The following is a 26,637-nucleotide window of genomic DNA, read 5'->3' as shown; positions in this document are numbered from 1 at the left end:
GGCTGGCATCCAGGAAATTCTACGCTAGGGGGCTGACCGTAACGTGTGCCCATTTTCGAAAGACTGGGTAGCATGATTAATGTCTGCTTTCGGCTGTGGATTCAACCGGTCGACGCAACAGATGGGGTAAATCGTCCAGCGCTGCGCCCCATTGGCTGAGTGATCACTTCCTCGATAAAGAACCGTTAAGAGCTCTCCAAACGTTGATGCTCAGAAGGCAAAACCATGCCCCGCTCAAACAGGACAGTACTGGCAAATTCCGTGAACGCTCTAACTGCACGGGGAATATGCCGCCTGCTCGGAAATACAAAATAGACACCTGCCTCATGGCTATAGCCGGGCAAAACTTCCTTCAGCACTCCTTGTTCTAGAGGGGCGAGTGTGGTCAGGGATGGCACCAGCGCTATACCCAGGTTTGCCAGCGCAGCGCCTAGCTGTGCCTGATGAGTGTTCACCTGAAAGCGGCTGTTGACGGGCACTTCGATCATGCCGTCTGGACCACGCAATCGCCATGTGACCGGAGTGCTTCCGATCGCAGGCCGCGTGATGCACTCATGTTGGGTCAGATCTTGCGGACTGATCGGTGTTCCATGTGTGGACAGGTAGTCAGGGCTGGCAACCATACGCCACTCAATCCAACCGATTTCCTTTGCCACCAGCATTGGCTCCACCATTTTGCCGGACCTGACGGCGACATCAATGCCGTCAGCCAGTAAGTCGGCGCGAGCATCGCTAAGCACAAACTCCACTCGCACGGCGGGATGCTTGGCCATGAAGTCCGCAATCAACTCCATGGGAAACCAGTTTAAGAAGTCCACGCCGGCTGCCACGCGAACCCGGCCGCTCGGCTTTTTGCTGCTATCTGCCAGATCCTGGGCAGACTGGTTCAGTGCGTCGATCTGCTCTGCACACTGTGCAAAAAAGGCCTGGCCGGCATCTGTCAATGCCAAACGGCGCGTTGAACGCTGCAGTAAGCGTACGCCGACGCTGCGTTCCAGTGCTTGCAGACGACGGCTGCCAGTGCTGGGCGGAATACCCAACCGTCGCCCTGCCTCTGCAAAGCTGCCCGCACGTACCACGTGAACGAATAGGGCAATGTCATTCAAGTCCAAGATCAATCATCCCAAAAATGCACGAGTACATGTCATTGCTTCATCTTTTCCCATAATAACTCCCGACCTAACATTGCGGGCACCTTTTACACAGGAAGCCTGTAATGACCCTCTCTTTGCATCACCCGGCGCAGCTTGGCGAACTGTATTTAAAGAATCGCATCATCATGGCGCCGATGACACGCAGCCGGGCAACTGAAGCCAACACTCCCAACGCTTTAATGGCCGAGTATTACTCCCAGCGCGCATCCGCAGGGCTGATCATCGTTGAAGGCACCTCGCCTTCAACGAACGGCCTGGGTTACGCGCGGATGCCAGCCTTGTTCAATGGTGCCCACGTACAAGACTGGAAGCAGGTCACCGCCGCAGTGCATGCCAAGGGTGGCAAGATCGTACTTCAGCTAATGCACGCCGGTCGTGTTGCGCATGTTGCCAATTTACCCCTCGGCGCAGAAGTGCTTGGCCCTGGCGCAGAGCGCGCACCGGGTGACATTCATACTGACGCACATGGCATGCAGGCCACCTCCGTGCCACGCGCAATGAGTGCCACCGATATTCAGGTGGCTGTCGCCGAATTTGCGCGAGCAGCGAGCCTCGCCATTGAAGCCGGTTTTGACGGTGTGGAGCTGCATGCCGGCGGCGGTTATCTGCTTGATTCCTTTTTCAACGCAACCATCAATCAACGCAATGATGCATACGGCGGAAGTTCGTCCGCGCGTAACCGTTTCATTCTGGAAGTCGTTCAGGCAGTGGTGGCTGCAATCGGCGCGACGCGTGTAGGCATCCGCTTCATGCCCCACAGTGGAGCGAATGGTGCATTCAACTATGCGGAAATGGACGCGCAATATGTCGAACTCTGTCGGCAACTCTCCAGCTTCGGCCTCATGTACCTGCACCTGGTGAACTTCGAATCGATGGGGCTGCCGCCGCTGCCGGTCAGCCTACGTGACGCCATGCGCGACGCTTTCAAGGGTCCGCTCGTATTGGCAGGTGGTTTTGACCAGGCCAATGCGGCAGGCGCACTGGAAAGAGGCGAGGCCGAGTTTCTTGCCTTTGGCCGGCCATTCCTGGCCAATCCTGATCTGGTAAATCGTTTGCAGGCCGGCGCTCATTTGAATTCCGCCGACTTCGCGACGTTTTATTCCAGCGGATCGCAAGGCTATACCGACTACCCGACTCTGGCTGAACAAAACGCATTGAAGGTTGAAGCATGAAGACGTCCCAAACTTATCGGCTGACAGCGCCAAGCCTGGAATCGCTGCAACTGTTTACCGAGACCGTGCCTGCCATCGGCTCATACGAAGTATTGGTCCGGATGCGCGCCGCATCACTTAACTACAAGGACAATTTCTACCTGGCTGGCGCACAGGGTATTCAGCTGCCTCGCCCAACCGTGCCGCTATCGGACGGCGCTGGCGAAGTCGTAGCGGTTGGTGAGCATGTAAATCGGTTCGCAGTGGGCGATAGCGTGGCGGGTAACTTTGTGCAGGACTGGCTGTATGGCCCCCTCGGCGATCACGCCGCAAATTCGAGCACGACGCTTGGTCACGGGATTGACGGCACGCTGACGCAATACCGTGTCTTCAACCAGGAAGGGTTGGTGGCATTACCCCGGAATTTGTCTTATGAAGAGGGTGCCACGTTACCTTGCGCTGCGGTGACAGCCTGGAATGCCGTGCGAGAGGTACGGCCTTCGGAAACCGTACTCATACTGGGCACCGGCGGAGTAGCCCTGTTCGCACTGCAATTTGCCAGTGCGCTGGGCGCCCGAACTATCGTCACGTCCTCCAGCGACGCCAAGCTGGCGCGCGCAGCTGCGGCCGGGGCGGATCACTTGATCAACTATCAAAGCGATCCGGACTGGCACAAAAAAGCACGCGAGCTGACCGGTGGGAAAGGTGTTGATCACGTCATCGAGACCGTTGGTCCTGATACGCTGGAACGCTCCATACTCGCAACGCGCCGTGACGGTACGGTGCATTTGGTTGGCCTGATCAATCCGGTTGGGAAGATTGACCCAATGCTAATTCTTGGCGGTACGGTCACAGTACGCGGCGTGCGTGTCGGTTCGCGGCAATTGTTCGAGGAGATGAATACCTTCATCGAGCGCAAAGGAATCCACCCGATTATTGGACACCGCTTTGACTTTAGCGATGCCAGGGATGCCTTCGCCCAGCAACTCAAAGGGCCAGAGTTTGGAAAGATCGTAATCACCTTCTGACGTGGAGATGCTCGGCCGGACGCCGTCGCTCACGCGGCTGCTTCTGGCCGATTGTTGTCGTTCACGAACGACTGCTTTCGGCTGTGGATTCAACCGGTCGACGCAACAGATTGGCTGTTTTGCAGGACGAAGCAGTCACCGATGTTCCGCTGCCAACATTGACCTGAATTGAGAAGTGATCTCTGAAGATAGCCCGGCAGCTTCGAACACTGCGCAGGTGAAGCTAACGGGTGCAGGGCCTGGAGCAGTTATAATGCGGTCTGCAACCACAGCCACTGCACTGCATCGATAAAGCGTGCGCCCCTCATAACCTACGGCATTCTGCTGTAAGAAGTCAGCGCTGTTCGATGTATGAGGAACCGTGTCGAGAAGCCCGGCCCTCGCAAGTGCCAGCGTTCCCCCACAGATACCGGCAATTGTCGCTCCACTTGAACGACTAGCATGAAGAAACTCTCGAATATCCGGTGCTTCTGCACGCTCCCAGACCATTCCTCCAATGACGACAACAACGTCCGGTTTCCAGTCCAGACATTGTTGCAAGCTGCTATCGACAGTTACAGCCAATCCACCCTGCGAGAGGAACTGCCCCGTAGCAGAAGCGAAAAACCTGACGTCGATCCCGTAAAACGGAGACGCAGTTCCAGCAATGAAAGCATATTCCCAGTCCGCAAAACCGGGTGTCAGTATCAATCCCACGCGTGCCATCAGTCAGAATCCTCCATGAATGCCAATAACATATGGCGACAACACACATACATCAAGGGCTGCTATGGGTCGATAGCAGTCGCCCACGGAAGGCGCGTAATGGTCCTAGGACGCTATTAAAATTCCTACACAAACCTCGGAATGCGTCACCTTCCCCGCCGTTCTGATGAAGCCTATAGTCCGCCCCGTCGCCCAATATGGCGATTCGGGTTTGGCGACCTGATCGGTCGGATGCAAAAGCGCTGTGCTTTAATGCAGTCGCTTTTGCATGCCCGCAAAGCTGTCTTTATGGCAGCTGTGCGCGGGAGACCTTCGGGTCTGCCGGTTTTCCGATCCCGGTTCGCCAACCTGCGTACAGCTGTCACCCATTCGTTTGGCGACGATTGAGGGGCAGTCAAACTTTGCCTTGATCGGAGTTTCACTAATGGATAGATACATGCCCCTCACCGGAATCGACCTGGTCCCGGCCTCCCTGCTCATCGACACCGAAGCCCCACTCGACGTATTGCAAGCCGCCGCTGACTACCGCATTCGCGCAGTTACCCAGGTGCTGGAAAACATCGCCTTTCGCGCCGAGATTGGTTGCGACACGGTGGTGTTGTCAGACTTCTCCAAACTGCTGGCCATTCCGTTGCGCGATGGTTGTGACTTGATGGATGTGGTTGGTCGGCGACTCCGGGCGCAAGCGAAGGAGTGAATGAAAACGGGCGCTACAAGCGCCCGTTTTTTTTGTCTCTGAATCTGACCACCCGTGTTGCCCAACCGCTGGTTATTTCTTCCTGCAAACTTCAACGTCGTCCTGAGTCCTTAACGCCGTGTCGATTCCTAATCTGTATCTGCAGTAGTCGATAATCCACTTCCGCTCCTCCTCCGTAAGGCGCTCTACTCTTCTGATCTCTCCATCATTGGCGTGGATGTTGTAGAACTTCATCCGAACAGTCGGGTGTTTCTTGATAAACAGGATGGTCTCGATGTCACCATCTTCAAGCGCTTCGTAGTACCCGATGTAGAGAACGGCAAGCACTAAAAGCACCGCTGCAATCAAAAAGGCTCGGACCGCAAACGGTGAGCAAACTGCCATTATTGCCGGTGCTCGTACGCCCGTCGCCCCGACAAAGCCTCCCATAGCATAACGAGCCCTACTACGACGGTTAAAATGAAAAACATGACTTTTTGCAGCAGATACAAAACGAAGCGCTCTGGTTGTTCGTCGAATACAAGGTGTTCGTTAATCGTGTTTCGACGAGGCCCTGTCAATGCGTCTAATTGCCAAGTGGTCAGAGCGTCATATAGTTCCAGAGCCAACACCAAAGCAACGAGTAGGAGTAACAGTGCACCGATGAAACGGTAAATGCGGGTGCGATATCCTGGGATCACAGAAGCTCCATCTTTCTAATCAGCTGATAACGTGGCGGCGGTTCATAGTGGTACCTGAGGGCGGCCATACGACAGGCCAGATATTCCTCGGGGCAAAAAACAATCAAGAAGTAGACGTGACGCTGCTCGCGAGACGCCAAAGAAGGCAGTCTATTCAACCGTGAACTGGTCCAGCAACAGCATAGTCCCCATGACTAGCACTACCCATCCCGCCGCACAGGTCGACTCAGCTGCCGGGGCTTGCTCGCGATGGTCTTGAACGTAGCCGCGGGGTTCCTGGAGTAACGCGGGGTTCTTTGGTCCATCGCGAGCAAGCTCGCTCCTACAGTTTGTGCAGCTGCCTGATATGGCTGCGAATGCGCACCCGTTTTTCGGCAGTTGCGAACTACACGTCAACACGGCGAAGGATCCATTTGTGAGCCAGTCGGCCGAAGCGATTTCCACAAAAAATATGTGAAATAAAATGTGAAGATAATTTTCGCTAAAGCTCCAATAAAACCTCTACAGCCCAATAAATTAGCGCTTGTTCATCAAGTCAGTATGTGAAATAAAATGTGAAGACTTTGATACGGTAAAAACCGCTATGTCCCTGATCACATCAAAAACCTGGCTCGACCCCATTCTCCCTGACACGTTGCCTCCATCGATCATTGCGCTCGCGGACGCGCTGCCCAGAAAGACGCAATTTCTAGCGGGCCGCTTGCCGTCCGAAACCGCTGCACGCCTCGGCCGTCTCCTGCAAATCACCAATACGTACTATTCGAACCTGATCGAAGGGCAATACACCGAGCCTGCCGAGATGCAGAGAGCGCAAGCGGCGCCGGTCAAAGACCGCAAGCAGCTCAAAAACCTCGCGGTTGAACAGATGGCGGTGCAAGCGTTGCTCGAACGGGCGTTGCGCCAGCGTGCGCCGTTCGACTGGGGTGACATGTTTGCGCCCGAGCTTGTGAGCACGACACACAAACGGCTTTTTCGCGGCGCCAGTGACGCGGAGCGCACGTTGTCAGATGGCTCGGTCATGCACCCCGGCATCCTGCGATCGATCACAGGTCAGAACGTTGTCGTTGGCAATCATGACGCTCCGGACGCTCGCGCTGTAGACGGAATGTTGCAGCACCTTCAGGCAGGATTCGGGCGGCAGACGGATTCCCGTCGCCAGCTGATTGCTGCGCTTGCCTACCACCATCGCCTTGCCTGGATTCATCCCTTCGCGGACGGGAATGGTCGCGTTGCCCGGTTGGTCACTCATCTTCAATTGGTGAGTCTGGGACTGCGACCAACGTTGTGGTCGCTGTCTCGTGGGCTGGCAAGGCAACACCAGAATTACTACGCCGCTCTGACCATGGCCGACCGCCCAAGAGAGGGTGATCTGGACGGACGAGGTCAATTGTCTCAGCGGCGCTATTTCGAATTCATCGAGTTCATGCTGCAGGTTTGTCACGATCAGGTCGATTACATGACCGCAGCGGTAGACCCGTCCCAAATTCGCGAGCGTGTCATACGCGCGTTTCACAACAACGAGAAACTTCTACAACAAGGTATTCGCCCGGAAAGCGCGCCGGCAATGATTGCGCTCATCACTCAAGGAAGCTTGCCGCGCAACGAATTCAAGACCTTCACCGGCCTTACCCCACGCCCGGCAATCGATGAGCTGTCGCGGCTGATCAAAGTTGGCTTGGTGGAAAGCCAAACGCCCAAATCCCGAATCGTCACACCCGGTCTGCCTGCCTGGTTTGCCCAGGATATTTTTCCGGATTTGCATCGGCGGTTTCAGTAGTTGTACAAGGGAAAAACGCTTTCCAGTTTTGGAGACTTGGAGCATGGGTCCAATGACCGAACAATTGATCGACGTTTTGGATCAACTCGCCACCGTGCTTGAAAGCGATGGTGATACCCACTGGAGCCAGTGGATTCGCAAGGCCAGAGCACACGTGATGAACTCTGATTACTACGGCATTGAATACTTACTGTCAGGTTACGGTGGAGCGGGTTCATTCAGTGACCTGATACTTGGTCAGAGCAGCATCAACGGCGCTTTTGCCTGGAAGCCCGGGCATGTTGAGTTGAACAATAAGTTTGATGCCTTACGCGATGAGGCCGCAGCGCTCGCGGGGACAATAAAGCGTTCACAGGGCTGATTAATCGACAACAATTCTGTCCTTGCCGTCAGGTAGCAATCGGCCAAAACGAGTCGGTAAGGCCGGGCCACAAATGCGAACGTATGGCGAACGCTTCCGCCCATCTCCTTTCCTTTTTACGTCTCGCCAGATCGGTTCTCACCGTCAAACCGCACCCGCGCAGCCCGAAAACCCTCCGCATTTTCCAACAACCAAGTCCACAACGGTACCATCCGAGCCAAAAAGCTACGCCCCAGCGGAGTCAGCTCATAATCCACCCTCGGCGGCACTTCGCCGTAATCAAAACGCACAATCAATCCATCACGTTCCAGCTGCCGCAGACTGCGAGTGAGCATGCGTTGCGTGACGCCTTGCAAACGCCGGCCGATTTCGGCGTGACGCAACTTCCCCGCGCACCCCAGGGTATGAACGATACCCAGCGACCAGCGATTGCCCGCATGGGTCAGGACTTCGCGCTTGAGTCCGTCGTCCTCGGCGCTGAGTGCATCGCACGCTGCTTGGGACTGGCGGATCACTTCCTCTTCACTCATTTCGTCATGCGGTATCACGCGTGTGCCTTCTTCTGAACGTTCGCCAAGGGTGACAGGATAGAAAAACAATCTTTGCTGATCATTCATTGGGAGTTGTCGATGCACCCGCTCAATCCTGCAAAAACCGAAAATATTCTGGTGCTAGGTGCCGGTGAGCTTGGCATGGTCGTACTGCGCGAGCTGGCCGCTCGACCGGAGGCTCGCGTTACGGTGATGCTGCGACCGTCGGCCATCGATACCACGTCCGTGCACAAACGCCAAACGCTCGAAGAACTGGGCACGTTGGGTATCGAGGTGCTGCCGGGCGATGTGGTGAACGATTCCATAGAGCAGCTTGCCGAGCGGTTTAGCGGTTTCGATACGCTGATCAGTTGCCTCGGCTTCGTCGCCGGTAGCGGTACGCAAGTCAAACTCGCCCGCGCCGCGTTGCAGTCGGAGGTGAAACGGTATGTGCCGTGGCAGTTCGGCGTGGATTACGACGTGATTGGTCGAGGCAGCCCGCAAGATCTGTTTGACGAGCAACTGGATGTGCGCCAATTGCTGCGCGCTCAATCCCGACTGCAATGGCTGATCATTTCAACCGGCATGTTCACCAGTTTCCTGTTCGAGCCGGCGTTCGGCGTTGTCGATCTGGCGCAGAACATCGTACGCGCCCTGGGCAGTTGGAACACCGCCGTGACGGTCACCACGCCGGAGGACATCGGCCGGCTGACCGCCGTTATCCTGTTCGATCCGGTGCTGATGAATCAGGTTGTCTACGTGACCGGTGACACCCTCACCTACGGGCAATTGGCCGACACCGTCGACCGCTTGCTGAGCCGCACGGTCGAGCGTGTCGAATGGACAGTGCCCTCGCTCATGGCCGACCTGGCCGCTGCACCCGATGATCCGACGCGCAAGTACCGGGCGGTGTTTGCCGAGGGCAAAGGTGTCGCTTGGGACAAGGCGCAGAGTTACAACGCCGAACGGCAAATCAAAACCACCACCGTTGCAGAGTGGATCGAGCAGCACTTGCTTTGATCGTGCTGCTTTTCTGGATGCAGCGAAGGAGTAAATAAATACGGATTCTTGATGTGCGCAGTGCTGATGTAGGAGCGAGCAAGCTCGCTCCTACAGTTTGTTCATCTGTAATTGCGGTCTGTGACGTCGGTCGTTCCCGTCACTGACCAATAGGCTTCTGACTCCCAGCGAACGGCGATGGTGTGCCAGTACTTGACGGATTTAAGTACGTTCGCAGCCTCAATATCGTTGGCGTCTAACGGTCGCCATCCGAGCCCTCGTCGAAATCCCCCCGCAAGCCGAACAGCTATTGGGTATTTGTTTAAGGGACTCGTCTGAGCGTCAGCGAGGGAAATCGAATTTGCGCCTCCCTCTGACGTTGGATTGGCTAACTGGACGGCGTCGTCTTCCCAGCCACAAAGGGGGCAGATATCGTACAAGCCGTACTCGCATTCCAAGGTTACGAAACCGCAGCAAGGGCATGGTAGATCACGCATACGACACCACCTCATTTAATGCTCTACCGGTACCGGTCAAGTGCCATTTTACTCAGGTCGGAGATTGTAAGAGCTACTTACCGACGGTCAAGGTCCGCTCTGGGGCCTGTTTCTTCCAAACGCTCGATATCGTCCTCGCCTAAGTAGCTGCCGGACTGTAAATCGATGACTTCGAGCGGGATGTTGCCGGGGTTGGACAGACGATGCACTGGTTTGCGGAACGGAATTGCCCGCGCAGGTGTCGTTAGTATTAGACGCCTTTGTGTCGAAATCCCGTTCAGATAAAGAGGTAGTTTTCATGAACAATATCATTTACATCGTTGGGGCCGTGGTGATCGTCCTGGTTATCCTGTCGTTTGTCGGCCTGGTTTAGCCTGCAAACAGAAACCCAATCCGGGGCGACGGTATGGCTCGATCTGAACGCTATCCGCTCGAGCGTAACGCCAAAGCCTGGTGCCCCCAAAGCATCCAGGCTTTTCGGCAAGTGAAGTTACTTCGACGCCTTACGAGGATCATCCTGGCTATCAACATACTCAAGGCCTAGCGGACCCGTTCCGTAAACTTGTGAAATGTACTCTCCTGATTTAGCCCAGTGAAAGTGTGGCGTATTGGCCGGAAGTATCACTACGCTGCCTGGGCCATAAGCAACCAGCTTGGCTGGATCGAAAACAGTACCGAAGCCAATATAGAAAACACCGGACATAACGGTATAGATACGATCCTCAGGGTGTGTATGGGGCATTAATTTTGTGCCATTCGGCACTTTTACCCTTACAACGTAGGGTGCTGGCTTGCTCGGGTCGCCGGCCAACACAGCCAGTTTCACTTCTTTCGGGAAAGCCGGAAAGCTGCGCCACTCAACGTCTTCATTATGTAAAGCACCGACCTTATCAAGCGGCAATGGTTGTGCCTGGACGAACGGCATTGTGGCGCTGGTGACAATAAGTGCAGCCAGACAAGCAGTTTTCATAATGTACTTAATCATGAAAGGCACCTTGATTACGCAGTAAAAAATTTAATGTCGTCACCTGCGCCAATAGTAAGTTCGGTGGGCAATTCGAGGCGAGTCGTGTGCGGCTTACTGTATTTGTCACTGGTGGCAATGAGAATGGTGTTGTCGCGCATTACAGTTGATACGCAATGTAATCAATGCGCTGCCACGTTCCGGCTGCCGGGGCTGCACCCATCATCACACTCACCAGAGGTAGGCTTCTCGCCCTATCAATGCCGTCAATGGTCACCATCACTTCAATGAAGTTCTCTTAAAAAATCCGCGGCGTAACATCTGCTCCATACCAACCAACAACACCCCGGAGCACACGATCATGAAACGCCAAACCATTCTCAGCATCGCTTTCTCGGTTTTTGCAGTTAACGCTTTCGCCGCTACCTCGACTCACCCGGTTGTCGCTGAAGGCGGCTCGGATCGTCTGATTGAAAGTCGTGTGGCTGAAGGTGGTTCGGATCGTTTGATCGAGAATCGTGTGGCCGAAGGTGGTTCGGATCGTTTGATCGAGAATCGTGTGGCCGAAGGTGGTTCGGATCGTTTGATCGAAAACCGTGTTGCTGAAGGTGGCTCCGACCGCCTGATCGAAAACCGCGTTGCCGAAGGTGGCTCGGATCGCCTGATCGAAAACCGCGTTGCTGAAGGCGGCTCCGACCGTCTGATCGAAAACCGCGTTGCTGAAGGCGGCTCCGACCGCCTGATCGAAAACCGCGTTGCTGAAGGTGGCTCCGACCGCCTGATCGAAAGCCGCGCTGTATAAACAAATCGCGTCACCGCAATACCCAAAAAGCCCGGCCTGATCAGCCGGGCTTTTTCGTGCGGGCGCAAAACACAGTCAGTCACACAGGTCTGCAACCCAAAAACCACCACACAAAACTCATGGCGAAAAATATCTTAGCTACTACCCTTAGCCTGAGGCATTGAGGCTACCTGCTTTCACTTTCCCGACATTGATCCAGTCGTTTCAAACCTGCCTGGCCACATGGAGGCCGCGCGATGAGCATTCCGTTGTTTTTCGCGATGTCAGCCGTACTGTTTCTGAGCAGCCCTGCCCTTCACGCGCAGCCAGTGGAGGCGGCTGCAAGCGCTGCCGAGCCGGCGCCCGTCGTGGCGGCGGTCAAAGACGCGGTGTTTACCGAAGAGCAGTTGGATCAAATGTTGGCGCCCATTGCGCTTTACCCGGACCCGTTGCTGGCTCAGGTGCTGATGGCCACAACTTATCCTGGGGAAGTCACCGAGGCGGTGACCTGGTCCAAGGCGCACCCCGATGCCAAGGGTGATGATGCGGTCAAACAAGTGGCTAGCCAGCCGTGGGATCCGAGCGTGCAGGCGTTGGTGGCCTTTCCGCAGGTCCTTGCAACGCTGGGACAGGATCCCGTTTGGGTACAGCGCCTGGGTGATGCATTCCTGGCGCAGCCCGACGATGTCATGGAGGGTGTGCAACGCTTGCGTCATCAGGCGCAAGCAGCCGGCAACCTGCAGAGCAACCAGTATCAGAATGTGACGGTTCAGGCCGCGGCGCCACCCGCGCCCGCACCAGCCCCCTCAGCGCCAGCGCCGGCTCAGCTCCCTGCCAACAACACCACCATTATCATTGAGCCCTCCGATCCGCAGGTGGTGTACGTCCCTACCTACAACCCGACAACAACCTACGGCACTTGGGCCTACCCGGCTTCACCGCCTGTTTACTACCCTCCGCCGCCCGCCTATTACCCCGGTTCGGCATTGATGGCCGGGCTGGCATTTGGGACCGGCGTCGCGATCGTCGCGTCCTTGTGGGGTGAATGTGACTGGGGCAATAACGATGTCGACATCGACATCGACCGCTACAACAACATCAACCGTAATAACCAGATCACCAATAACAATTGGCAGCACAACTCCATTCACCGCGATGGCGTGCCCTATCGCGACAACAGGAGCCGCCAACAGTACGGCCGCCAACTGGATGGTGCCAACCAGCGTGATGCCTATCGCGGGGACAATGCCCAGCGCGCCCAGGCCCGTGAAAAAGCCCGAAGCTCCATGGACAGGCACGGTATCGAGCGACCTGCGACCAGTAACCGCGAAGCCCGTGATCGAGCGAGTGCCGCCCAGACTGCGGGCCTCAATCGCAAACAAGCCGGTACAGATAGACCGAAGGCGGCTGACAGGGGCCAAGGCGCAGACAGACCGAAGGCAGCTGACAGGGGCCAAGGCACAGCCCGAAACACTCGCGAGAGTCAGCAGCCCAGAAGACAGAGCGCCGACGCCAATCAGCGTGCCCAGACGCGCCAAACGGCGCCACAACGGGCACCACAACGACCCGCCGCCAGTCAGGGCGGCGCCCGCAACAACGCATTCGCCGGCGCCCGCGCACCGTCCCAAACCAGCGCGCAGGTCAATCGTGGACGAGCCAGCCAGGCATCCGCGCAACGTCCCAGTGCGGCGCGATCAGCTGGCCATCAGGTCAGTCGGCCATCCAGTCCGCCTGCGCGTCAAAGGGGGGGGGGCCGTCGTTGAAACACTATCCTCGAATGAATACGCTCATGGGCCTGCCCGCTCAGGCTTTGGTGATCGCTGCCGGCTTGGCATGGTCGTGCGTTGTCACGGCACAGCAGGTATTTCCCACGCCAGAAAAAGCCGCTCAAGCGTTCGTCGACGCATTGGGTACGGAACACGCCGATCAGGCACGCCTGACAGAGTTGCTGGGCGCTGAATGGCGCAGTTTCATCCCGCGTGAAGGAGTGGAACGCAGTGATGTGGATGCGTTCATCAAGCAATACCACGAGCAACATGCCATTGAAAAAGCCAGCGACCGCAAGGCGATCCTGTCGGTGGGCAGTGACCACTGGACATTGCCGATCCCCATGACAAAAGTGGAGAAAGGTTGGCGCTTTGACATTAAGGCCGGCAGCGCAGAAATCCGCGTCCGTCGTATTGGCCGCAACGAACTGGCCGCGTTGCAATCGGCGCTGACGTACCACGACGCCCAGATGGACTATGCGTCAGAGGACCGTGACGGTGACGGCGCCCTTGAGTATGCGCAGAAGTTTTTCAGCACCGCCGGCAAACACGACGGGCTCTATTGGCAGGACGACGACAGCGGTCAGATCAGCCCGCTGGGCCCCTTGTTCGGCCAACGCATTGCCGACGAAGACTGGCACGGTTATCACTTTCGCATCCTTGAAGGCCAGGGCCCTTCGGCACCGGGTGGCGCCTACAGTTACCTTATCGGTGACAAGATGAGTCGCGGTTTTGCACTGATCGCCTGGCCGACGAAATATAAAGACACCGGGGTGATGAGTTTCATGATCAGTCATGAAGGCCAAGTGTTCGAGAAAGACTTGGGACCTGACGGTTACAAACTGGCGCAGTCGATGAAACGGTTTGATCCAGACGACAGTTGGAAGGAGGTGGAAGATCAGAAGCAGTAGTATTTATCCGCCCCGCCGGCCCGTTACCGGGTAGTACCTTTTAATCCTTGGGACCTTTAGTGGCGACCATAGAAAAACGGGACAGACGACAATTCTCATCTAATCGCAGCCTGTCCCTTTTTATGCTAAACCGAGCGCGGTGCTTCAACGGGAGGGGTGCCGTCGTGAAACATCGTTTTCAGTTGAGCACGCAGTTCCGGTGAATCGGTGTGTTTGTGAACACTGACCGCATGCTGTGCGGCAGCCTCGAGCAGTTCGTTTTCAGAGTCTGCGCAGAGCGCGACCGAGCATTTGGTATCGCTTGGAAACTCGCGGCAGTCGATGTATTTACGCGCCATGATCTTCTCCTCTCGTGAACGATCACTCGACGTAGGTCGCATCGAGTGTGCTGACGTTTGAAGTATAGGCCCGCCAAAAGGCGCGCCCCGATGTCGAGCGTCCGCAGCCCTGGCGTCAAAAAAACACGGTAGCGCTGTGCTATCAGCTTGGTTTACTTTGCCGCGATAACGCTGAATTTCTGGCACTTGCCGTAAGAATCTCTGGGGAAAAGACAATGGACGCACGCCTTAAGAACGTGGGACGAATCTTGGGCGTGACGGCGATGATGTCATCACTGAGCGGTTGCATCGTTGATCAACTGGACCCGTTTTACTATATGTACGGCGCTGCCGTGCAAGCTTCGGGAGGATACGACGACGTGCCTGCCGGTACGACGCAAGCTCCATTAGCGGCAGATCAAAACGCTAACATGCAGCGCCTCATCGACCGCGAGACGCCCGACCGCTATCGCTCGCGTAGCTGCGAGTACATTGAAATGTCCCTCATCGAAGCGGCGGGCTATATGACCAGCACCAATGCGCTGGTCAAACAGCTTGCGGAGGCCCGTAAAGTTGCGGCCAGCCCGGCCTGGCAGGAGAAAGGCTGCAAAACCGCCAATTTCCCGGGGGGCAAAATCGGTATCGCCATGGAAACCGTCGACGCACAGAAAGCGTCGCTGTATTCCATGCCGACCAGCGGCGTAGTGGTCTACAACGTTGGCGCCGGCAGCCCGGCGCAGCAGGGCGGAATACTGAGTAATGATTTAATCGTGGCGGTCAATGAGCAGCCTGTCGCCGACTCCGTAGAGTTCCGTTTGCAGTTGGCCAAGGCGCCCATAGGCTCCACGGTCAACCTCAAGGTCTGGCGTTACCAGGCGTTTCAGACTCTGCCCGTGGTGGTCGGGCCCGGAGGTACGCCCGTATCGATGTTACCGGTGAGCACATCGGCGGCGCAGAACACTGCGCCCTCCTCCCACCTGCAAGGCATGAACCTCGGCGAGGTGAATTCTTCTTATGCTAAGGCTGCGGGCTTGCCGTCGGCACAGGGTGCCTGGGTGATCGACACGGTCAAAGGCAGCGCAGCGGACAAAGCCGGCATCAAGCCATTGGATGTCATTGTCGAAATCGGCGGCCAGGAAGTCGCCAGTGCCCAAGACGTCGCTGATATCTCATCGCGCATGCGTGTCGGCTACAAAGCGACCGTGAGCGTCTGGCGCAACCAGGCGAAACGCGACGTGAAAATGGTCCTGAAAACTGACTGAACCTCAGGGTGTTGCGTTTCGTCCAGGAGCGCTACAGCCCGATAAACTTGAATAACCACACCCCTCCCATCCCGACCGCCAGTGTCAGGACTGTATTGCGAGTCTGCCAGGCGACCCAGGCCGCGATAATGGCGGCGGGTATCTGCGGGTTGTTCAACACGAACTCACTCTGCCCGTTGGGGTACACCACCGCTGGCAGCACAAGGGCCGCCAGCACACTCGCCGGTACGTAAAGCAAGGCCCGACTCAGCAATGCCGGGATGCGCAGCCGGCCATACAGTTCGACAAAGGAAAGGCGCATGGCGAAGGTTCCCAGGCCGACCGCCAGGAACATCCCCCACAAGGCTAAATCATTCATGGTGTCTCCCTCTCCACGTCATGGACCCGCGCCTCGCTCAATGGGCGCTTGCGAACCGTCTCGATCAACAATCCCGCCATGACCCCGCCGATGGAAGCGGTGACCAACCCAAGGTTGTAGGGCATGTTGATCGCCAACACCGCGAGCATCCCTCCGACCACCGCGGCACCCAGGCTCGCCGCGTTACGTATGCCGGGCACCAGAAGCGCCAGAAAGGAAAGTGGTATGGCAAAGCTCAACGACCAGGTTTCGGGGATGCTTGCGCCGAGGTAGACGCCCGCCAGTACCGACAATTGCCAGGACAGCCACATGGCCACGGCGGTGCCTGCATAGTAGTGATGTGCGAATGCCCCCAGCTCGCCTGAAGACAGCTTGAGACTGCACAGCGCGTAGGACTGGTCAGAAAGCATGTAGGACAAAGGCCACGTCCAGCGCTTGGGCAAGTGGTGCATGTAAGGTGCCAGTGACGCGCTGTACATGATGAAGCGCAAGTTGATGACCAGCGCAGTGACGACAATCGCCAGCGGCACAACCCCCGTATGCAGCAGTTGCAGTGCAACCATCTGCGCGGAACCCGAGTAGAACAGCAGCGTCATGCCCATGGTCGTGCCGGGCGACATACCCATGTTGATCGCCATAACCCCCGTCAGCAGGCCGAAAGGAACGACACCGGGACTCAATGGGATGAGCGCCCGGACGCCTTGCATGAACGCTTCCCTCGCTGTTCGATACGGCATTTCGACTCCTTGGTCTGGTGTTCGCGCTGGCGGTTCGATGGGCCGTGACGCCGTCTATTTTGCTGCGCGATACAGGGTAAGCTGGGGCCATTGCACGCCACGTGGGCAGATCTTTGCCTGGCCCAGGGTCCGCAGCCCATCGTGCGGTAGAGTGTGGACCCGGAGCCCGATGGGCAGAACCGACTTTTTTTTCGAGAAAACAGGTAGTTTTTGTTATGGCTAAAAGCTCCCAGCCTGATCAGGCCCTGCTCTCAATGCCGTCCTTCAAGGCCATGAGATCCTTCGTGGCCGCTGCCAAATACCGGAACTTCACCCGGGCCGCCGAGGCATTGTGTGTCACCCAGGCGGCTATCAGCCGTCAGATTCGCGAGCTGGAACTCTATTTGGGCACCGAGTTGTTCACGCGCACCGGGAGGGAAGTCAGGCTGACAGCCTCGGGCACAGCGCTCTTCGATGCTGCGCAGCTGTCCCTGCTCAACATTTTTCAAGCAACCGAAAGAATCCGTCGGGAAAAAAGCGACAAGCGCACCCTGACACTTTGCTGCTCGCCCGCCCTATCGGCGCTTTGGTTATCCCACAGGCTCAAAGACTTCTTCAGCGCCAATCCCGATGTCGACCTGAATGTCATCACCACCCAGCATTTTCTGGTGATGGAGCCCGGAATCATTCCGGACATTTTCATCACCCAGACCAGTGACCTGCGCCCCGGCTATCTACGAATCCCCTTGTTTCACGAAGTCGTCTATCCCGTGTGCACGCCTGGTTATCTGGAAGCGCATCCAGAACTGAGCACTTTGGAGGGCATGCGCAACAGCGTGCTGCTGGACCTCAACCCTTATGGCCGTTCCCAGTTGACGGAACAGGTCGACTGGAATGTGTGGTTCGCTTTCCAGTCCCATGACCTGAAGATCCCGGCCTCGGAAAATCCGCACTACTTCAGCAGCAACGACTACAGCCTTCTGGTGCAAATGGCGCTGGACAATCAAGGTGTCGCCCTGGGCTGGGATCATCTGGTGAGGCATCTGGTACAGCAGGGGCGCCTGGTTCGGCCGGTGACGGAAGAGCTGACGCTCAGGGAGGCGGTTCAGTATTTGATGATTAATGAGAAGAAGGCGGATGATCCTGCGTGCGGGCGTTTGAAGGACTGGCTGGTTGCTCAGTTCAAGTGAGTGATTTGCGAAGATGGCAGCTGAAAAGCAGCTCCTGAAAAACACCCGACGATGAAACACCCGCTGAGCGATTCAGCCACCAGCGTCCATGTGGGAGACGTTCGATGATTTCTTCTCGGGAACGGTAAAACTCACTGTCGTACCGGTGAGGATCTTGTGCGTCGGGTCGGCCACTTCCAGAAGAACCTTGTGAGCACCGGGCGTCAGTCCAACCAGGATAATCGGGCCGTCACTGGTATGCGCCCACGTACCTTTCCAGTCATCGACCGTCACGTGGAGGTGGCTGAGACGAGGTGAAACTTCACCCGCTGCCTTGCCAAATACCGGCATGATCCTGGCATGTTCTGTTCGATACTGGATGATGACAACGCCGCGGGCCAGCGGCTCGGCAAGCGGTGGATAGGCAATGAGTTTTGGCAGCGCCTCGGATTCCAGTGGGAGTATTGCCGGTGGGTGATCGGTATCCGCTTCTCCTTCACCGAATGCAGCCATGCAAAAAAAGCCGCCCAAGACCAGGACACACAGATTTCTGAGCGCGACGGACATGGCGTTTTACTCCCGCGTGATGTTACTCAAGGCTAGTCCATTGCAGAGAATGCATCGCAGGGCTGACGGCGCGTCTTTTGCCGCTCACTTCAGGAAGGCAAATACCGCGCAACCCTCTCATCCAATAGCTTGATCAGCGCCGGTTCCATGTACTGAAAAATATCCGGTATGTCCAAACAAACGACGCGCTTGTCCGCCAGTTCCGAACCAAATCGAGCCATCAGTTTGTTGCGATGAATGGGCTCCATGACAACGATCAGATCAGCCCACTGCAGCAGCTCGAGGCTGACCGGAACATACGCATCGTTGCTGATGCCCGCCGACGCGGTTTTCACGCCGGGCCAGTCAGCAAAATGCCGTTCGGCCGTGGGGCTGCGCAGGCGGTTTTGGCTGCAGATGAAAAGTACGTTCAACATCGTATGACTCCCGACAGTTAACGCGCCTGAGACTCAGGCGAATTACCGGGTCACGGCCGCACTCCGGGTGCCCGCGAACGCACTCGTGCCAAGCCAGCGCCACAGGCTTTTCGCGTCTTGTACGGCGCCATCCACACGCAGCTCTCGCGACTGAAGAACGTCCCCCGGCGTGCGGTCGCCCGTCCACACCTCGGTCAATGCGCGCACGCTGGAGTCCACGACGAGGGTCAGTTCGCGGCCAGGGTCGTCGCGACACAGGTCGGCTACACCCTCTTCAACCACGAGCCACCACGCTTGCTCGCCTGGCCGTGCGTCGCGGAACGTGAAGTGGATGACCACCGGTCGGGGCGGGAATGTTTCGATGCGCACGAACCGGCGCACGTCCCACATCAGCAAGCCCGCGTCGAGTTCATCATCGCGCAGGCGGCTGCCGATCCAGCGTGCGCCCCAATGACCCAGCGCCATGATGATCGGGCGCAACTCCTTGCCCGCCTCGGTCAGGCTGTACTCCCAGACTTTGCCCGTGGCCGTGCGGTGCACGACGCCGATGTCTTCCAGATGGCGCAGCCGCTGTGTCAGCAGGTTGGTGGACATCCGGGGCACGCCGCGGTGCAGCTCGTTGAAGCGCTTGCTGCCGCACAACAACTCGCGCACAACCAAAGGTGTCCAGCGCTCGCACAGTGCTTCGGCACCGCGTGCGACCGTGCAGAACTGACCGTAGCTTTCGTCCATTGCCTGGGCTCCGCAATTACAACGCTTCAGATTCTGAACTAGCCCCGCCACTTCGCTACGCGCACGCTCAAGCCTTCGAAGCCAAGAACCAAAGGTGAACGCCATGACCAAGGTTGCCATTATTCAGCGCCCGCCCGTGCTGCTCGATCGCGGCGCAACGATCGCCCGGGCCGTGCAATCGGTCGCCGAAGCTGCGGCGGCGGGAGCTTCGCTGATCGTTTTGCCCGAGTCGTTCATTCCAGGTTACCCGTCGTGGATCTGGCGGCTGGCGGCGGGAAAGGACGGGGCTGTCATGGGCCAGTTGCACACGCGGCTGCTGGCCAACGCCGTTGATATCACGAACGGTGACCTGAGCCCTTTGTGCGAGGCCGCGAGGGCTCACGCCGTGACGATCGTGTGCGGCATCAATGAATGCGACCGGTGCAATGGCGGCGGCACGCTCTATAACAGCGTAGTCGTTATCGGCGCGAACGGCGCAGTGCTCAACCGACACCGCAAGCTGATGCCAACGAATCCCGAGCGCATGGTGCATGGCTTTGGTGATGCCTGCGGCCTGCGTACGGTCGAGACACCGGTCGGTCGCGTGGGGGCGCTCATCTGCTGGGAAAACTACATGCCGCTGGCACGTTATTCACTCTATGCTCAAGGAGTGGAAATCTACGTCGCCCCCACGTACGACACGGGCGATGGCTGGATCAGCACGATGCGTCACATTGCACTCGAAGGACGCTGTTGGGTGCTCGGCAGTGGCACCGCACTGCGCGGCAGCGACATCCCCGAAGACTTTCCGGCGCGTGCGCAACTGTTTCCCGATCCGCAGGAATGGATCAACGACGGCGACTCGGTGGTGGTCAATCCGCAAGGCCGGATCGTCGCCGGTCCATTGCACCGGGAGGCCGGCATTTTGTATGCGGACATCGACGTCGCACAGGTGGCGCCAGCGCGGCGAGCGCTCGACGTCACCGGGCATTACGCGCGCCCTGACATTTTCGAATTGCAGGTGCGGCGCACACCGGCGACTGCGGTGCGCTATATCGACGGGTGAAGGCAAACCATTGATGGGAGTTATGCAATGAACAGTGAACGGTCTTACAAGGGCAGTTGTTTTTGCGGCGCAGTCGAGCTCACGGTCAGTGGCGAGCCGGTCGGGATGGGTTATTGCCATTGCGAGTCGTGCCGGCATTGGTCAGCAGGACCGGTCAACGCCTTCACGCTGTGGAAACCCGAGGCGGTGCAGGTGACTCGCGGAGCTGACAACATCGGCACCTACAACAAGACACCGCAGAGTTACCGCAAGTGGTGCAAGACGTGTGGCGGGCATCTCTTCACTGAACACCCGGGCATGGGGCTCGTCGACGTGTATGCCGCGATCATTCCGGATCTCGCGTACTCGCCAGGCGTTCACGTGCACTATCAGGAGAGCGTGCTGCGCATGAAGGATGGGTTGCCCAAGCTGAAGGATGTTCCCAACGAACTGGGAGGATCGGGTATCAGCGTGGGCGAATAGCGCTGACACCGGAGTAAAAAAAACGGGCGCCTTGTCGGGCGCCCGTCTTGTTCAGGGTTGCGTGCTGCGAGTGACGCTGATCAGTGCGATTTCTTTGAAATCGACGTCCCGGCTTTGCTCAACCCTTTCGCGTTGTGGTCCCCGGGTGTCGAGGCCGAGATTGCGGAGGCTTTGGCCACGCCGCGAGTGTCTTTGGAATGGGCGATGCCAGACGTCGTTGTGCCATGACCGCGCTCACCATTGCGGTCACTGCCGTAGTGGTTTCCGCTTTCGCCACGGTCGCGAACAGCCCTTCCGGCATGATCGCTGCTCAGTCCATTGCCATGGCCGTTGCTGTTGGCGTTGCCGTGATCGGAACCGCCGTGACCGCCACCTGTACCGCCGCCGTGGCCACCGCCATTACCGCCGCCATTACCACCACCGTTTCCGCCGCCGTTGCCGCCGCCGTTACCACCACCGCCATTACCGCCTCCGTTGCCGTCCTTCGCATAGGCGGAGTTCATGACAGAGAGGTCAGCAGGGAGTAATGGGGCGGCTGCAAGCATGAGGGCGCATGACATGACAGCAACGAAACTCTTGTTTTTTAAAAGCATGATTGCTTCCGTAAGGTGGTTGATATCGCATGCATTAGGACGCAATTGCCCGGCGACAGTTCAACTCCTGCGACGGACGGAGTGCGGTGCGCTCACCACCTGGTAAAAGCACCGCAACCGCAGGGTTCAAATATCAGTCAAAGGCCCCGTTGAGGACTTCATAGATGATCCCGGTTGCCAGTGCGACCAGTATCAAATCGGTGCCTGCTTGCTGCCATTCGTATCCATCATAATGCGGCAGCCTGCCAATCAGGCGTCCATCCAGCTTTTTCGCAATGCCGGGTGGAAGCGGCTTTCCTCGAGCGAGGTTTTTCTGAATTCCGGGTGGCAACGCAGGGCCGGGACTCCAGTAGTCCCTGTATTCGCCAACGATCCCGAGAATGCTTCCCTGATTGATACTGGGGCCATGACTCCAATCGCCGCCTCCGGCGTTTTTGCCTTTGCCGCCTTGATTGCCATGGACTTGATTGTTTTGCGGTTTTCCCTGGCCCTTTCCATTACCAGGATCAGCCAATGCGGTCGCTGAGCCGCAAACCAGCGCAAGGCATGTAATCGCGGCAACCAATGAGCGTGATCTGTGCATGAGTCGTTCCCTCAGAGTGGCGGGTTGTCTCTCTGAAATTTAGACGCTATTGACGATGTGAGTTCCAGTTCCGCTTATTTATGGCCCCACCCGATGCATCTGCGCCTTGCCAGCAGCCCGTTTTGTCTGCGCTTGCGTGCTGCGGATTTTAGTAACTCGTAGCACACTAGCCAGTGTGGCAATGCAGAGCGCCAAGTAGCCAGGCGTTTTCAGGAGGTGAACAATGAGCAAACAACCTCAACCCCGCAGCCGCTCCAACCCTCAGCCCAGATCCCGCCCGGTGGTGCCCAACCTGCCCGGCAAAACCGGCAACAAGTCCGGGGGCTTGCGTGGCAACTACCCGTCGAAGAAGTCGTAGTGAAAAGCGATCAACAGCGAACATAACCCCCAGCTGATGGCATCGGTTCGGCCACGGCAAATCGAGAGTCACTTCGTCTGATTCGACGGATACAGACCGGCAAGCCGCGCTATCACAACACCCACATAAAAGACGCCTGAAAATTCTTCGACCATCACAAGTGAGCGGGCATGGTTGGTCAACGGCAGAACATCACCGTAACCGGTGGTCGTGAGCGTCGTGAGGCTGAAATAGATCAGTTTGAAGAACGTGCCGGGCTGTCCAAAGTCGAGGTGGCTTGGGCCGAATGAGCCAGCGCTGGATATCTCGAGCAAGGCATAGACAAAGGACCAGACGAACGCCAGCAGGATGTAACCCGCAAGCGCACCATGCAGCTTGTCGGCCGTAATCGGCCCGCGCTGGAGAATATAGCGAAGCACTCCGATGAACGAGACTGCAAGAGATGTCGCATAAGCTATCCCGGCAAGATTAAGAATCGCGATACTGCCAACCCACAACGCCGCCCATTGCAGGCCAACCCCAAGCAACGCCAGGCCCAGTTTTAAGATGAACCCCCACCGAGTCTGCCGGGTGGCGAAAGCGCCCACGAGCAGCACGGTTGAAAACAGAATGCCGAGCAACGTGCGGGCAAATATACCCTCCTCAAGAAAGGGAAACAGGAGGATCAATCCTAGTAAGAGCAGCAACAGATAGGTGCAGGGCCCTCGCCCTATGACCATCTGACCTAGATCCTCGTCGGATTCGGTTTTGTTTTTCGGGTCTGTCATACCGGTTTCCCATAGACCGAAACAACGTTCGATACCTGGCGCTACAGGTTTGAAATCGGGCCTGGTTTTAGAAGTGTCGGCAGTGGAATTCTAGTCGCGAATACATGTGAGAGGATTCAGCCGGACAACTATGGGTCGATTTCTACCCTGATCGGCTGACGGCAATCGGCCAAAAGTTAGCGTTCAGTCTTCTGACTAAAGACCGAGAACAGCGTTAATGATGAAAGTCGTGCGCGACGGTTCAAATGTGGGCTTTAATGTCCGTGCTTACTAGGCAACCCCATGAGCTTCGACTCCGTACGGAGATAGATGCGCCTGACGGCGGGCTCCGGTTGCCATGTACTTGTCCATTCAAGGAAGAAACGACATTGAAAATAGCTTTTAGCGCCCTGTTATTGACCTGCCTGACGACTATCGCGCTCGCTGGCGAGAACCCTGTCGGCTTCCGCTCTTCCACACTGGCGGACGCGCACAATGACCGCACACTGGAAATGGTCGTCTGGTACCCCAGTGCAACGACCGCCGCCACGCAATTGATTGGCGATGATGTGGTGTTCGTCGGGGCTTCTGCCGTTCGTGACGCGCCGCCCGCTGCTGGCAAGCATCCATTATTGGTGCTCTCCCACGGGTACAGAGGAAACTGGAGCAACCAGATCTGGCTTGCCAGCGCTCTGGCTCACAGGGGTTACATCGTCGCCGCAATCAATCACCCTGGCTCCACCACTCATGACCGTAGCCCAAAAGCAGCAGCGCAGTTATGGCAGCGGCCCGTTGATGTGAGCCGAGCCATTGATGGGGTCACGGCTCAACCGGAAAAATTCGGCCTGGTCGCCAATGACCGAATTGCAGTAGTGGGCCATTCACTCGGCGGCTGGACCGCCCTGGAGATCGCCGGTGCCCGCTTCGATCCAGACCGCTTTGCCCATGACTGCATAGCCCACCCGCAGTTAGCAAGTTGCACCGTCTACGGAAAGATGAATCCCGCCAACACCTCAGAATCAAAGACCGCGTTGGCCGCCGATTTGCGCGATGAACGCGTCACGGCTGTAGTTACATTGGACCTGGGCCTTTCACGGGGCATGACCGATGAAAGCCTGGCCGCGCTGCCGGTACCAACGCTGGTGATCGCTGCCGGCGTACCGTCGCACGATCTTCCCGCTGAGCTGGAGTCTGCCAACCTGGCCAAGCGCCTGCCTCCGGCGTCAAGCCGTTACGTCAAAATCAGCGACGCAAGCCATTTCAGCTTCTTGTCAGTGTGCAAACCTGGCGCAGAAGCGATGCTCGAAGAAGAAGTGCCAGGCGATGGCATCATTTGCCGGGATGGTGATGGCAATGGCGCTCGCCCGCGGGATTTGATCCAACAGCAGGTTACTTCGCTGATCACCGAGTTTCTGCCGCCGTCACCTCGCAACGAATGAAGACGAGGTTATTAACTGCCAGGTCAAAAGGGGACGGATTTATTTTCAGAAATAATCCGCCCCTTTCTCTTATCCAACCTTACCGTTACGGAGCATTAACGATATGTCCAACATCGTCGCATGGACCCTGTTCGCCTTGGGCGTCCTCCATATTCCGTTAGGTATTTTCAAGTTCAAAACAGCATTCGCCGCCGCTGTAGACGCGGGCTTCATTGACCAGTTCAGAGCGCACGAAGATCGGCGTACCGCCCTTTGGTTTACCCTGCTGGGTCCGCTTTTTATGCTCGCAGGGCATACAGCGATTCACGCCGTAGCCGTTGGGGATCTCGCGTTACTTAAAATGGTCGGCATCTATGTGCTGATGATCTCGATCATTTGCGTCATTGCTGTTCCAAAATCGGGGTTTTGGGCAACGCTGCTGGTTTCTCCGCTGCTCATCGCGGCAGGGTATGGCTTGTACGCCTGACTAAAGCTCCCCCCGCAATATCCCCCCCACGATGAGAAAAATCCCCCATAAACGGGCTGTATTACCCGATTCCTGTGTCAACTTTCATTGGCCAGAGGATCAAGTTGCGTCGCCAGCCGGGAATGATTGGCTGTTCAGTTTTCTGGCATAGAGAATGCTGTGCGTTCACTAGCGTATTAATTGAAAGTTTGAAGTTGTTATCACGGGATAACAGATTTCCACCTGTGCTGCACAACCCTTCTGAGGAGTTACCTTCATGCGAAGTGAGCCGCTAGTCCGCACGTTGGCACTCATGCTTCTCATCTTTGCCATAGGGGCATTCTGGAGTCTGTTCACCTGGTTCAGCAGTTAAGCGTTGTTTGTGTTGCGGATCGGGTGAAGTCCCGATTGAAGTCGGGATACCCCCGATAGCAGAAGCGGCAAGCGAAACCAACAGGCTGCAAATCGCGCAGTTCGCTGAAATGTTCAAGTCTGGTTCCTCATTCCTCATTCCCCAATTCCCCATTCCCAGGTCATTTGTTGATCGAGTGTTTCCCACTGTCTGACAGACCGCCCTGCCAGGTTGGTTCACGCATTGCCAGTTGAACAAACGGCCAGGCGCCTCTCATAAAAAAAGGGAGGGCATCGCTGCCCTCCCTTCCGCTTTCCACGCTTTTTTTCAAGCGTGCTGATCAGTACCTCAAGTGGTGAGAATGAAGTCCGTGGCAGTGACGGTTGTCGCATCGGCCACACCGACCAGGCGGATGGAGTCAGCACCAGCGAAGCTGACCAGGGTATCCGCACCGACATCGGCGATGGTGACGCTGCCGGCAAAGGTCGCAGCCGTGATGTTCATCGCGGAGATATCGAGGCGGTCCTGCCCTCCTGCCGCGTTGGCATCGAAGCCAATGATCTGATCGACCCCGAAGCCCGCTGAGAACATGAAGATATCGTTGCCATTGCTGGCAACCATCATGTCGTTGCCGGCACCGCCCGTGACTGTATCGTTGCCTGTACCGCCGTCGATAAAGTCATTGCCGATACCACCCAGCAAGGTGTCGTTAGCGTCTCCACCGAGCAGCGTGTCATTGCCATCGCCGCCCTGGAGCAGATCGGTGCCGGTACCGCCATCCAGGCTGTCATCACCCAGCCCGCCGAGCAGCGTGTCGCTGCCTGCCCCGCCATTCAATGTATCCGCCCCGTCACCTCCGTCGAGGCTGTCATCGCCATTGCCGCCGTTCAGGGTATCGGTGCCAATGCCACCCACCAGTTGGTCGTTACCCGCGTCGCCGTTGAGTGTGTCGTTGCCACTGTTGCCGGTGAGGATGTCGTTGCCGCCGCCACCATTGAGGGTGTCGTTACCCGCCCCGGCGGTGATGACGTTGTTCAACCCGTTGCCGCTGCCGGCGAAGTTGCCGACTCCGGTGT

Annotated in this window: 32 protein-coding genes and 1 pseudogene; 16 read left to right on the top strand and 17 right to left on the bottom strand. The window is 57.2% G+C overall.

Annotated elements, in window-relative coordinates; genetic code table 11:
* Positions 1–185 precede the first annotated feature (185 nt).
* On the bottom strand, positions 186–1,106 hold the full coding sequence (locus KGA97_RS22930; protein WP_263288010.1) for a LysR family transcriptional regulator: 921 nt from the start codon (positions 1,104–1,106) through the stop codon (positions 186–188).
* A gap of 110 nt (positions 1,107–1,216) precedes the next feature.
* On the opposite strand from KGA97_RS22930, the gene KGA97_RS22925 reads away from it, so the two are divergent.
* A complete protein-coding gene (locus tag KGA97_RS22925; RefSeq protein ID WP_223481558.1) occupies positions 1,217–2,326 on the top strand; it encodes an alkene reductase in 1,110 nt (369 codons plus the stop codon).
* Positions 2,323–3,333: a zinc-dependent alcohol dehydrogenase family protein gene (locus KGA97_RS22920; protein ID WP_223481557.1), complete on the top strand. Its 1,011-nt coding sequence runs from the start codon at positions 2,323–2,325 to the stop codon at positions 3,331–3,333. Before KGA97_RS22925 ends, KGA97_RS22920 begins: the two co-directional genes overlap by 4 nt.
* A gap of 135 nt (positions 3,334–3,468) precedes the next feature.
* Here the strand turns inward: KGA97_RS22920 and KGA97_RS22915 are convergent, their stop codons facing one another.
* Positions 3,469–4,038: a DJ-1/PfpI family protein gene (locus KGA97_RS22915; protein ID WP_207286548.1), complete on the bottom strand. Its 570-nt coding sequence runs from the start codon at positions 4,036–4,038 to the stop codon at positions 3,469–3,471.
* A 424-nt stretch (positions 4,039–4,462) separates the two neighbouring features.
* Here KGA97_RS22915 and KGA97_RS22910 point away from each other — a divergent pair, with 424 nt between their 5' ends.
* A complete protein-coding gene (locus tag KGA97_RS22910) occupies positions 4,463–4,735 on the top strand; it encodes a hypothetical protein (RefSeq protein WP_223481556.1) in 273 nt (90 codons plus the stop codon).
* A gap of 72 nt (positions 4,736–4,807) precedes the next feature.
* On the opposite strand, the gene KGA97_RS22905 is transcribed toward KGA97_RS22910, so the two are convergent.
* A complete protein-coding gene (locus KGA97_RS22905; protein ID WP_223481560.1) occupies positions 4,808–5,119 on the bottom strand; it encodes a hypothetical protein in 312 nt (103 codons plus the stop codon).
* 879 nt (positions 5,120–5,998) lie between these two features.
* On the opposite strand from KGA97_RS22905, the gene KGA97_RS22900 reads away from it, so the two are divergent.
* Positions 5,999–7,192, top strand: a complete 1,194-nt coding sequence (locus tag KGA97_RS22900) for a Fic family protein (RefSeq protein ID WP_207286550.1) — start codon at positions 5,999–6,001, stop codon at positions 7,190–7,192.
* Positions 7,193–7,244: 52 nt separating this feature from the next.
* The gene (locus KGA97_RS22895) at positions 7,245–7,553 is read left to right on the top strand and encodes a DUF6966 domain-containing protein (protein ID WP_317848245.1); all 309 of its coding nucleotides are present in this window, start codon (positions 7,245–7,247) and stop codon (positions 7,551–7,553) included.
* A gap of 116 nt (positions 7,554–7,669) precedes the next feature.
* Here KGA97_RS22895 and KGA97_RS22890 read toward each other — a convergent pair whose 3' ends face one another.
* The gene (locus KGA97_RS22890; protein WP_223481559.1) at positions 7,670–8,083 is read right to left on the bottom strand and encodes a winged helix-turn-helix transcriptional regulator; all 414 of its coding nucleotides are present in this window, start codon (positions 8,081–8,083) and stop codon (positions 7,670–7,672) included.
* Positions 8,084–8,182: 99 nt separating this feature from the next.
* On the opposite strand from KGA97_RS22890, the gene KGA97_RS22885 reads away from it, so the two are divergent.
* Positions 8,183–9,103, top strand: coding sequence for an aromatic alcohol reductase (locus KGA97_RS22885; RefSeq protein ID WP_223481555.1), 921 nt, complete (start codon positions 8,183–8,185; stop codon positions 9,101–9,103).
* Positions 9,104–9,204: 101 nt separating this feature from the next.
* Here the strand turns inward: KGA97_RS22885 and KGA97_RS29500 are convergent, their stop codons facing one another.
* The 3 genes and pseudogenes from KGA97_RS29500 to KGA97_RS22870 form a co-directional block, all read right to left on the bottom strand.
* The gene (locus KGA97_RS29500; RefSeq protein WP_223481554.1) at positions 9,205–9,579 is read right to left on the bottom strand and encodes a CPCC family cysteine-rich protein; all 375 of its coding nucleotides are present in this window, start codon (positions 9,577–9,579) and stop codon (positions 9,205–9,207) included.
* A 77-nt stretch (positions 9,580–9,656) separates the two neighbouring features.
* A pseudogene (locus KGA97_RS22875) lies at positions 9,657–9,788 on the bottom strand (hypothetical protein); the annotation flags it as partial.
* Positions 9,789–10,069: 281 nt separating this feature from the next.
* Positions 10,070–10,564, bottom strand: coding sequence for a cupin domain-containing protein (locus KGA97_RS22870; protein ID WP_223481553.1), 495 nt, complete (start codon positions 10,562–10,564; stop codon positions 10,070–10,072).
* Positions 10,565–10,904: 340 nt separating this feature from the next.
* On the opposite strand from KGA97_RS22870, the gene KGA97_RS22865 reads away from it, so the two are divergent.
* From KGA97_RS22865 to KGA97_RS22855, 3 genes are all read left to right on the top strand, one after another.
* On the top strand, positions 10,905–11,345 hold the full coding sequence (locus tag KGA97_RS22865; protein WP_008039572.1) for a hypothetical protein: 441 nt from the start codon (positions 10,905–10,907) through the stop codon (positions 11,343–11,345).
* 236 nt (positions 11,346–11,581) lie between these two features.
* Positions 11,582–13,087, top strand: coding sequence for a DUF3300 domain-containing protein (locus KGA97_RS22860; protein WP_223481552.1), 1,506 nt, complete (start codon positions 11,582–11,584; stop codon positions 13,085–13,087).
* 26 nt (positions 13,088–13,113) lie between these two features.
* Positions 13,114–14,001: a DUF2950 domain-containing protein gene (locus tag KGA97_RS22855; protein ID WP_008039568.1), complete on the top strand. Its 888-nt coding sequence runs from the start codon at positions 13,114–13,116 to the stop codon at positions 13,999–14,001.
* A 125-nt stretch (positions 14,002–14,126) separates the two neighbouring features.
* Here the strand turns inward: KGA97_RS22855 and KGA97_RS22850 are convergent, their stop codons facing one another.
* Positions 14,127–14,339: a DUF1059 domain-containing protein gene (locus tag KGA97_RS22850; RefSeq protein WP_008030813.1), complete on the bottom strand. Its 213-nt coding sequence runs from the start codon at positions 14,337–14,339 to the stop codon at positions 14,127–14,129.
* 215 nt (positions 14,340–14,554) lie between these two features.
* On the opposite strand from KGA97_RS22850, the gene KGA97_RS22845 reads away from it, so the two are divergent.
* A complete protein-coding gene (locus tag KGA97_RS22845) occupies positions 14,555–15,580 on the top strand; it encodes a PDZ domain-containing protein (protein ID WP_223481551.1) in 1,026 nt (341 codons plus the stop codon).
* A gap of 31 nt (positions 15,581–15,611) precedes the next feature.
* On the opposite strand, the gene KGA97_RS22840 is transcribed toward KGA97_RS22845, so the two are convergent.
* Together KGA97_RS22840 and KGA97_RS22835 are read right to left on the bottom strand one after the other, a co-directional pair.
* Entirely contained in the window at positions 15,612–15,938 is a 327-nt protein-coding gene (locus tag KGA97_RS22840; RefSeq protein ID WP_008030811.1) for an AzlD domain-containing protein, read from the bottom strand.
* Entirely contained in the window at positions 15,935–16,675 is a 741-nt protein-coding gene (locus KGA97_RS22835; RefSeq protein WP_032828838.1) for an AzlC family ABC transporter permease, read from the bottom strand. Before KGA97_RS22835 ends, KGA97_RS22840 begins: the two co-directional genes overlap by 4 nt.
* A gap of 215 nt (positions 16,676–16,890) precedes the next feature.
* Between KGA97_RS22835 and KGA97_RS22830 the strand changes: the two genes are divergently transcribed.
* Entirely contained in the window at positions 16,891–17,844 is a 954-nt protein-coding gene (locus KGA97_RS22830; RefSeq protein ID WP_008030806.1) for a LysR family transcriptional regulator, read from the top strand.
* Positions 17,845–17,916: 72 nt separating this feature from the next.
* On the opposite strand, the gene KGA97_RS22825 is transcribed toward KGA97_RS22830, so the two are convergent.
* From KGA97_RS22825 to KGA97_RS22815, 3 genes are all read right to left on the bottom strand, one after another.
* A complete protein-coding gene (locus KGA97_RS22825; protein ID WP_223481550.1) occupies positions 17,917–18,390 on the bottom strand; it encodes a DUF6130 family protein in 474 nt (157 codons plus the stop codon).
* Positions 18,391–18,479: 89 nt separating this feature from the next.
* Positions 18,480–18,806: a low molecular weight protein tyrosine phosphatase family protein gene (locus KGA97_RS22820; protein ID WP_008039559.1), complete on the bottom strand. Its 327-nt coding sequence runs from the start codon at positions 18,804–18,806 to the stop codon at positions 18,480–18,482.
* A 42-nt stretch (positions 18,807–18,848) separates the two neighbouring features.
* Positions 18,849–19,538 (bottom strand): winged helix-turn-helix transcriptional regulator, encoded by a 690-nt coding sequence (locus tag KGA97_RS22815; protein ID WP_223481549.1) that lies wholly within the window; start codon positions 19,536–19,538, stop codon positions 18,849–18,851.
* Between the two features lie 103 nt (positions 19,539–19,641).
* On the opposite strand from KGA97_RS22815, the gene KGA97_RS22810 reads away from it, so the two are divergent.
* Entirely contained in the window at positions 19,642–20,583 is a 942-nt protein-coding gene (locus tag KGA97_RS22810) for a carbon-nitrogen hydrolase family protein (RefSeq protein ID WP_008039557.1), read from the top strand.
* Positions 20,584–20,610: 27 nt separating this feature from the next.
* Positions 20,611–21,045: a GFA family protein gene (locus tag KGA97_RS22805; RefSeq protein WP_223481548.1), complete on the top strand. Its 435-nt coding sequence runs from the start codon at positions 20,611–20,613 to the stop codon at positions 21,043–21,045.
* 80 nt (positions 21,046–21,125) lie between these two features.
* Here the strand turns inward: KGA97_RS22805 and KGA97_RS22800 are convergent, their stop codons facing one another.
* The gene (locus tag KGA97_RS22800; protein ID WP_223481547.1) at positions 21,126–21,638 is read right to left on the bottom strand and encodes a hypothetical protein; all 513 of its coding nucleotides are present in this window, start codon (positions 21,636–21,638) and stop codon (positions 21,126–21,128) included.
* 133 nt (positions 21,639–21,771) lie between these two features.
* The gene (locus KGA97_RS22795) at positions 21,772–22,221 is read right to left on the bottom strand and encodes an anti-virulence regulator CigR family protein (protein WP_008030792.1); all 450 of its coding nucleotides are present in this window, start codon (positions 22,219–22,221) and stop codon (positions 21,772–21,774) included.
* A gap of 223 nt (positions 22,222–22,444) precedes the next feature.
* On the opposite strand from KGA97_RS22795, the gene KGA97_RS29470 reads away from it, so the two are divergent.
* A complete protein-coding gene (locus KGA97_RS29470) occupies positions 22,445–22,579 on the top strand; it encodes a hypothetical protein (RefSeq protein WP_263286214.1) in 135 nt (44 codons plus the stop codon).
* A gap of 68 nt (positions 22,580–22,647) precedes the next feature.
* Here KGA97_RS29470 and KGA97_RS22790 read toward each other — a convergent pair whose 3' ends face one another.
* Positions 22,648–23,346, bottom strand: a complete 699-nt coding sequence (locus KGA97_RS22790) for an ion channel (RefSeq protein ID WP_008039549.1) — start codon at positions 23,344–23,346, stop codon at positions 22,648–22,650.
* 368 nt (positions 23,347–23,714) lie between these two features.
* On the opposite strand from KGA97_RS22790, the gene KGA97_RS22785 reads away from it, so the two are divergent.
* Entirely contained in the window at positions 23,715–24,764 is a 1,050-nt protein-coding gene (locus KGA97_RS22785) for an alpha/beta hydrolase family protein (RefSeq protein ID WP_223481546.1), read from the top strand.
* A 103-nt stretch (positions 24,765–24,867) separates the two neighbouring features.
* Positions 24,868–25,230, top strand: a complete 363-nt coding sequence (locus KGA97_RS22780) for a DUF6463 family protein (RefSeq protein ID WP_192417472.1) — start codon at positions 24,868–24,870, stop codon at positions 25,228–25,230.
* A gap of 679 nt (positions 25,231–25,909) precedes the next feature.
* Here KGA97_RS22780 and KGA97_RS22775 read toward each other — a convergent pair.
* The coding region (locus KGA97_RS22775; protein ID WP_317848244.1) for a calcium-binding protein at positions 25,910–26,637 on the bottom strand (728 nt) is incomplete at its 5' end.

It is taken from the genome of Pseudomonas sp. BF-B-15 (assembly GCF_019946675.1).
Lineage (GTDB): Bacteria > Pseudomonadota > Gammaproteobacteria > Pseudomonadales > Pseudomonadaceae > Aquipseudomonas > Aquipseudomonas migulae.
The sequence above is the reverse complement of the archived record's forward strand: the minus strand, read 5'-3'. Positions and strand labels throughout refer to the sequence as shown.